Origin of the sequence: Streptomyces sp. SID9727, assembly GCF_010550605.1 — a bacterium.
Classification (GTDB): Bacteria; Actinomycetota; Actinomycetes; order Streptomycetales; family Streptomycetaceae; genus Streptomyces.
Genome location: NZ_JAAGNI010000409.1, coordinates 1 through 6,572, shown reverse-complemented (window position 1 = coordinate 6,572; position 6,572 = coordinate 1). Strand labels below are relative to the sequence as shown.

4 protein-coding genes and 1 rRNA gene are annotated in these 6,572 nt (G+C 70.4%); 3 read left to right on the top strand and 2 right to left on the bottom strand.

The genetic code is table 11. From position 1 onward, the window contains the following. The first annotated feature begins 360 nt into the window (after positions 1-360). Both G3I41_RS28885 and G3I41_RS28880 read left to right on the top strand, forming a co-directional pair. Positions 361-2,337, top strand: coding sequence for an acetoacetate--CoA ligase (locus G3I41_RS28885; protein ID WP_164403334.1), 1,977 nt, complete (start codon positions 361-363; stop codon positions 2,335-2,337). Positions 2,338-2,404: 67 nt separating this feature from the next. After that, a complete protein-coding gene (locus G3I41_RS28880) occupies positions 2,405-3,325 on the top strand; it encodes a hypothetical protein (RefSeq protein WP_164403333.1) in 921 nt (306 codons plus the stop codon). 63 nt (positions 3,326-3,388) lie between these two features. Here the strand turns inward: G3I41_RS28880 and ptsP are convergent, their stop codons facing one another. Together ptsP and G3I41_RS28870 are read right to left on the bottom strand one after the other, a co-directional pair. Continuing rightward, positions 3,389-5,059 carry a phosphoenolpyruvate--protein phosphotransferase gene (gene ptsP / locus G3I41_RS28875; protein ID WP_164403331.1) on the bottom strand — a complete coding sequence of 557 codons (1,671 nt, stop codon included), beginning with the start codon at positions 5,057-5,059 and terminating at the stop codon, positions 3,389-3,391. Positions 5,060-5,138: 79 nt separating this feature from the next. Further along, positions 5,139-5,588, bottom strand: coding sequence for a PTS glucose transporter subunit IIA (locus G3I41_RS28870; RefSeq protein ID WP_164403329.1), 450 nt, complete (start codon positions 5,586-5,588; stop codon positions 5,139-5,141). Positions 5,589-6,287: 699 nt separating this feature from the next. Here G3I41_RS28870 and G3I41_RS28865 point away from each other — a divergent pair. Then, positions 6,288-6,572: ribosomal RNA gene (locus G3I41_RS28865) — 16S ribosomal RNA — on the top strand; the annotation flags it as partial.

The window sequence follows — 6,572 nt, the reverse complement described above, 5'->3', positions numbered from 1 at the left end:
CCGCTCCGCCCCGCGCCCCGGCAGCGCCCGCGCGTCCGCACGCGCCCGGCGCCAGGCCGCGCGCACCGTGCGCAGCCCCCGCTTCGAACCGACCAGCTTCACCGAGCGCACCAGGTCACGACCGTTCATGCAGCTCACCCTGCCACCCGCCCGGCCGTGAACAAGCGCCGTTCAACTTCCGTTCACCCCGCGCCGGACGTGGTGGGAGCACATACCGGGACACGGAACCATGTACGGGCAGCCCTGGTGCGAAAGACGATCACATGGCATCGTCCGTGACGTCGCCTCACGCGCACACCCCCGCACGTGCGCGCGACCTGCGCACACTCCGCGTACCCGCTACAGCCAGGGAGCCGCCCCATGACCTCAGCAGCCGACGAAGCCCCCCTGTGGCAGCCCGGCCCCGAGCGCGTCGCGGCCGCCGCCGTCACCCGCTTCCAGAACTGGGCCGCCGAACACCACGGCGCCCCCGCCGAGGGCGGCTACGCCAGTCTGCACCGCTGGTCCGTCGACAAGCTCGACACCTTCTGGAAGGCCGTCGCCGAGTGGTTCGACGTGCGCTTCTCCACCCCGTACGAGCAGGTCATCGGCGACCGCTCGATGCCCGGCGCCACCTGGTTCCCCGGCGCCACGCTCAACTACGCCGAGCACGCCCTGCGCGCCGCCGAGGACCCCCTGCGCGCCGACGCGCCCGCCCTGCTCCACGTGGACGAGAGCCACACCCAGGTCCCGACCTCGTGGTCCGAGCTCCGCCGCCAGGTCGGCTCGCTCGCCGCCGAACTCCGCGCCCTGGGCGTCACCCCCGGCGACCGCGTCAGCGGCTACCTCCCCAACATCCCGCAGGCCGTCGTCGCCTTCCTCGCCACCGCGGCCGTCGGCGGGATCTGGACCTCCTGCGCCCCCGACTTCGGCGCCCGCAGCGTCCTCGACCGCTTCCAGCAGGTCGAACCCGTCGTCCTCTTCACCGTCGACGGCTACCGCTACGGCGGCAAGGAGCACCCCCGCGCCGACACCGTCGCCGAGCTCCGCCGCGAACTCCCCACCCTGCGCGCCGTGGTGCACATCCCGCTGCTGGGGACCGACGCCCCCGACGGCGCCCTGGACTGGGCCGCTCTCACCGCCGCCGACACGGAGCCGGTCTTCGAGCAGGTCCCCTTCGACCACCCGCTCTGGGTCCTCTACTCCTCGGGCACCACCGGCCTGCCGAAGGCCATCGTCCAGTCCCAGGGCGGCATCCTGCTCGAACACCTCAAGCAGATCGGCCTCCACTGCGACCTCGGCCCCGAGGACCGCTTCTTCTGGTACACCTCCACCGGCTGGATGATGTGGAACTTCCTCGTCTCCGGCCTCCTCACCGGCACCACCCTCGTGCTGTACGACGGAAGCCCGGGCCACCCGGACGTCAGCGCCCAGTGGCGCGTCGCCGAACAGACCGGCGCCACCCTCTTCGGCACCTCCGCCGCGTACGTCATGGCCTGCCGCAAGGCCGGCATCCACCCCGGACGCGACCTCGACCTCTCCCGCGTCCAGTGCGTCGCCACCACCGGCTCCCCGCTCCCGCCCGACGGCTTCCGCTGGCTCCACGACGAGGTCGCCGACGACCTGTGGATCGCCTCCGTCAGCGGCGGCACCGACGTGTGCAGCTGCTTCGCGGGGGCGGTGCCCACCCTCCCCGTCCACATCGGCGAGCTCCAGGCCGCCTGCCTCGGCACCGGCCTCCAGTCCTGGGACCCGGCGGGCCGACCGCTGACCGGCGAGGTCGGCGAACTCGTCGTCACCGAGCCGATGCCCTCCATGCCGGTCCGCTTCTGGAACGACCCGGACGGCAGCCGCTACCACGACAGCTACTTCGACGTGTACCCCGGCGTCTGGCGCCACGGCGACTGGATCACCCTCACCGACCGCGGCTCCGTCGTCATCCACGGGCGCTCCGACTCCACCCTCAACCGGCAGGGCGTCCGCATGGGCTCCGCCGACATCTACGAGGCCGTCGAACGCCTCCCCGAGGTCCGCGAATCCCTCGTCATCGGCCTGGAGGAACCGGACGGCGGCTACTGGATGCCGCTCTTCGTCCACCTCGCCGAAGGCGCCACCCTGGACGACGCCCTCCGTGACAGCATCAAGCGCACGATCCGAGAGAACCTCTCGCCCCGCCACGTCCCGGACGAAGTCATCGAGGTGCCCGGCATCCCGCACACCCTCACCGGCAAACGCATCGAGGTTCCGGTCAAGCGCCTGCTCCAGGGAACGGCGCTGGAAAAGGCCGTCAACCCCGGCTCGATCGACAACCTGGAACTCCTCCACTTCTACGAGAAGCTGGCCCGCGAACGCCACTGACCGCACCGTTGTCAGTGCCCCTGGTTACGCTGAGTGAGCAACGATCGACAGCGCACTGGGGGACATCATGGCGCAGACCAGGAACAAGCGGACCACCGTCCACGGACGGACCGTGACCACCACCATGCGACGCACGCTGCGCCGCGAAGCACCCACCACCATCGGCCTGCTGACCGACGCGGAGGACTTCGCGGCGATGCGCCGCTACCGCACCTTCGCCTTCGACGACCACGGCGTCTACCTGGAACAGGTGGAGGCCCTGCTCAAGGCCCTCACCGCGCAGGGCGTGCACACGACGGTCGCCCTCTTCGACCCCCAGGAGTACGCGCACTACTGCGCGGAGGCCGGCATCGCCCCCGACACCCCGGCGGGCCGCAGCCGCTTCACCGCGGAGATCGCCGCCTGCGGAGCCACCGTCACCTACGAGGGACAGCCCCTGGACACCCTGATCCAGGTCCTCGTCGGCCGCGCGGTCCGCCGGGCCACCTGGGAGTACGCCACCATGCTCCTGGCCGGTCTCGGCGACTGCGCGGACTGCGGCCGGGACATCGGCAGCGCCGCCTTCGACCGCGCCGCCCACCTCCTGGAACGCACCCTGGAAGCGGCCGGACCGGGCATCCACCACCTGGTGTGCAGCACGCCCACGGAGTACGACCAGCTCCTCGCCGCCCTGCACACCGACCGGCCCGCGGCGGGGTCCGTCCTCCTCGACACCGCGGAGGGCGCCGAGTTCGTGAGCGTCCTCGCCGTAGCCATCGCCCTGGAGAGCCGCGGCGGAGTCGTCCTGCGTACGAGCACCCCCGGCGCCCCGGACCGGGTCCACGGCTGGCGGCTGAGCGGGGGCACTCTCGACCCGCTGACCGCAGGCGAGGTCTTCAGCGCCTACTGCACCGACGCGGACACGGGCGAGCCCGTCGCCCCCGAGTCCGGTGTGGAGTACTGCGCGGGCTTCGACATCGGCGCCGACGAACCGGAGGAGCACCGCTGACACGACGAAGGGGCTTTCCGCCGGTCACCGGCGGAAAGCCCCTTCACCTCGCGTCGTCTCGGACTACTCGCCCGACAGCACCGCCTGCGCCGCCCGGCGCGCTTCCTCGGCGGAGTCCGCCGCACGCGCCGCCGACGCGGCCCGCTCGCACTGGGCCAGCGTGTGCTTGGCCAGCGTGGCGCGGACATAGGGAATGGAAGCCGCACCCATCGACAGGGACGTCACCCCCAGACCCGTCAGCACACAGGCGAGCAGCGGATCGGAGGCCGCCTCACCACAGACACCACAGCTCTTGCCCTCGGCCTTCGCCGCCTCGGCGGACAGCGCGACCAGATCGAGCAGCGCCGGCTGCCACGGGTCCTGGAGCCGGGAGACGGCACCCACCTGACGGTCGGCGGCGAAGGTGTACTGCGCCAGGTCGTTGGTGCCCAGCGACAGGAACTCCACCTCCTGGAGCACCGAGCGCGCCCGCAGCGCGGCAGACGGGATCTCGACCATCGCGCCGAACTTCGCGTTCAGCCCGGCCTCGCGGCAGGCGTCGGCGAAGGCCTTGGCGTCCGCGCGGTCGGCGACCATGGGCGCCATGACCTCAAGGTAGACGGGCAGCCCCTCGGCAGCCTTCGAGAGAGCGGTCAGCTGGGTACGCAGCACGTCCGGGTGGTCCAGCAGGCTCCGCAGCCCGCGCACGCCCAGCGCCGGGTTCGGTTCGTCCGCCGGGGTCAGGAAGTCGAGCGGCTTGTCCGCGCCCGCGTCCAGCACACGCACCACGACACGCCCCTCGGGGAACGCCTCGAGAACCGCGCGGTACGCGGCGACCTGCTTCTCCTCGGACGGCGCCTGCTTGCTGTCGTCCAGGAAGAGGAACTCCGTACGGAACAGGCCGACGCCCTCCGCACCCGCCTCCACGGCCGCCGGCACGTCACCGGGACCGCCGACGTTGGCGAGCAGCGGCACCTTGTGGCCGTCCGAGGTGGCGCCGGGCCCGGTCGCCGCGGTCAGCGCGGCCTTGCGCGCGGCGGCGGCGCTCTCCAGCTCCGCCCGCTTCTCGGCGCTCGGGTCGACGAAGATCTCGCCGGTGCTGCCGTCCACGGCGATGAGCGTGCCCTCGGCCAGCTCACCGGCCCCGGGCAGGGCCACCACGGCGGGGACGCCGAGCGCCCGGGCCAGGATGGCGCTGTGGCTGGTCGGCCCGCCCTCCTCGGTGACGAAGCCGAGGACCAGCGCGGGGTCCAGCAGCGCCGTGTCGGCGGGAGCGAGGTCCCGGGCGATCAGGACGTACGGCTCGTCGCTGTCCGGCACACCGGGCATCGGCACACCGAGCAGTCGCGCCACGATGCGGTTGCGGACGTCGTCGAGGTCGGCGACCCGTCCCGCCAGGTACTCGCCGGCTCCCGCGAGGAGCGCCCGGTACGAGGCGAACGCGTCGTACACACCGCGCTCGGCGGTGCTGCCGACCGCGATGCGGCGTTCGACATCGGCCATGAGCTCGGGGTCCTGGGCCATCATGGCCTGGGCCTCCAGCACGTGCTGGGCCTCGCCGCCGGCCAGGTTGCCGCGCGCGATGAGGTCGGCGGCCACGGCCTCGACGGCCTGCCGGGCCCGCCCCTGCTCGCGCTCGGCCTCGTCGGCCGGGATCTGCTTGGCCGGCGGTTCGAGCACCGCGGTGCCCATGTGCCGTACCTCGCCGATCGCCACACCGTGGCTCACGCCTACGCCTCGCAGCGTTGTCTCCATTTCACCCGTCTCCGGTCGTGCGGAAGCCGTTGCCTCCGCGGTGGTGGATATCCAGTCGGCTGTCACTGCGCCGATCGCGTTACTGCCAGCCGAACAGGGAGTCCCCGACCGCCACGTCGCCACTCTCGGCCACGGCGGAGAGGGAGTCGGCGGTCGCTTCCAGGGCCACGATCGGGCAGATCGGCGACTTGCCGGCCTTCTCGACCTCGGCGGGGTTCCACCGGACGACGCCCTGGCCGCGGGTGACGGTGTCGCCCTTGCTCACGAGCAGCTCGAAGCCCTCGCCGTTGAGCTGGACCGTGTCGATGCCCAGGTGGGTGAGTACACCGTGCCCCTCACTGTCGACCACCACGAAGGCGTGCGGGTGGAGGGAGACGACGATGCCGTCGACGGGCGCGACCGCCTCGGAGGGCTCGCGGACGGGGTCGATGGCGGTGCCCGGACCGACCATCGCGCCGGAGAAGACGGGGTCCGGTACGGCAGCGAGCCCAATGGCACGTCCGGCAAGAGGGGACGTCACGTTGGTCATGGGGGGGCCTCCCAGTGGAGCTTCGAAGGTGCCGCCACGGCTTGAAAGGAGGACGGCGTACTGCTCAGCAGAGTAAGTCATAAGAAGTCCCGGTTCCGCCCGAGTCCTGGCGGTTCGAGGACCTAGGGGCGCACCGGAAACGATTTGCCTCGACTCCCGGCAGCCTGTACTGTCGTACTCCTGCCTGGCCCCAACGCGACTTTGAGTCGGGGGTCGGCGGCGGCTATTGAGCCCAAACCCTAACCCGAAATCGGGCACCCGCATGTCTGCGGGGGGCCGGTCAGGGGGGCCGGAAAGGTTTGATAGTGTCGGACTCGCCGGAAAGGGAAACGCGAAAGCGAAGAACTGGAAAGCGAAAACTGCTTGACCCGCTTCGACCGGGAATCGGACACGAAAGAGTCTGATAGAGTCGGAAACGCAAGACCGAAGGGAAGCGCCCGGAGGAAAGCCCCAGAAAATGTTCTGCGGGTGAGTACAAAGGAAGCGTCCGTTCCTTGAGAACTCAACAGCGTGCCAAAAGTCAACGCCAGATATGTTGATACCCCGGCCTGCTTCGGCAGGTTGGAGGTTCCTTTGAAAGTCCTGCACGGTCCTCCGGGTCCGGGTAGGCACAACACAGCGAGGACGCAGTGGACAACGGGTCATATTCCGACCTTGTTGTTCCGCTCTCGTGATGTGTCTCCCGATTACGGGAAAACATTCACGGAGAGTTTGATCCTGGCTCAGGACGAACGCTGGCGGCGTGCTTAACACATGCAAGTCGAACGATGAAGCCCTTCGGGGTGGATTAGTGGCGAACGGGTGAGTAACACGTGGGCAATCTGCCCTTCACTCTGGGACAAGCCCTGGAAACGGGGTCTAATACCGGATAACACTCTCTTCCTCCTGGGAGAGGGTTGAAAGCTCCGGCGGTGAAGGATGAGCCCGCGGCCTATCAGCTAGTTGGTGGGGTAATGGCCTACCAAGGCGACGACGGGTAGCCGG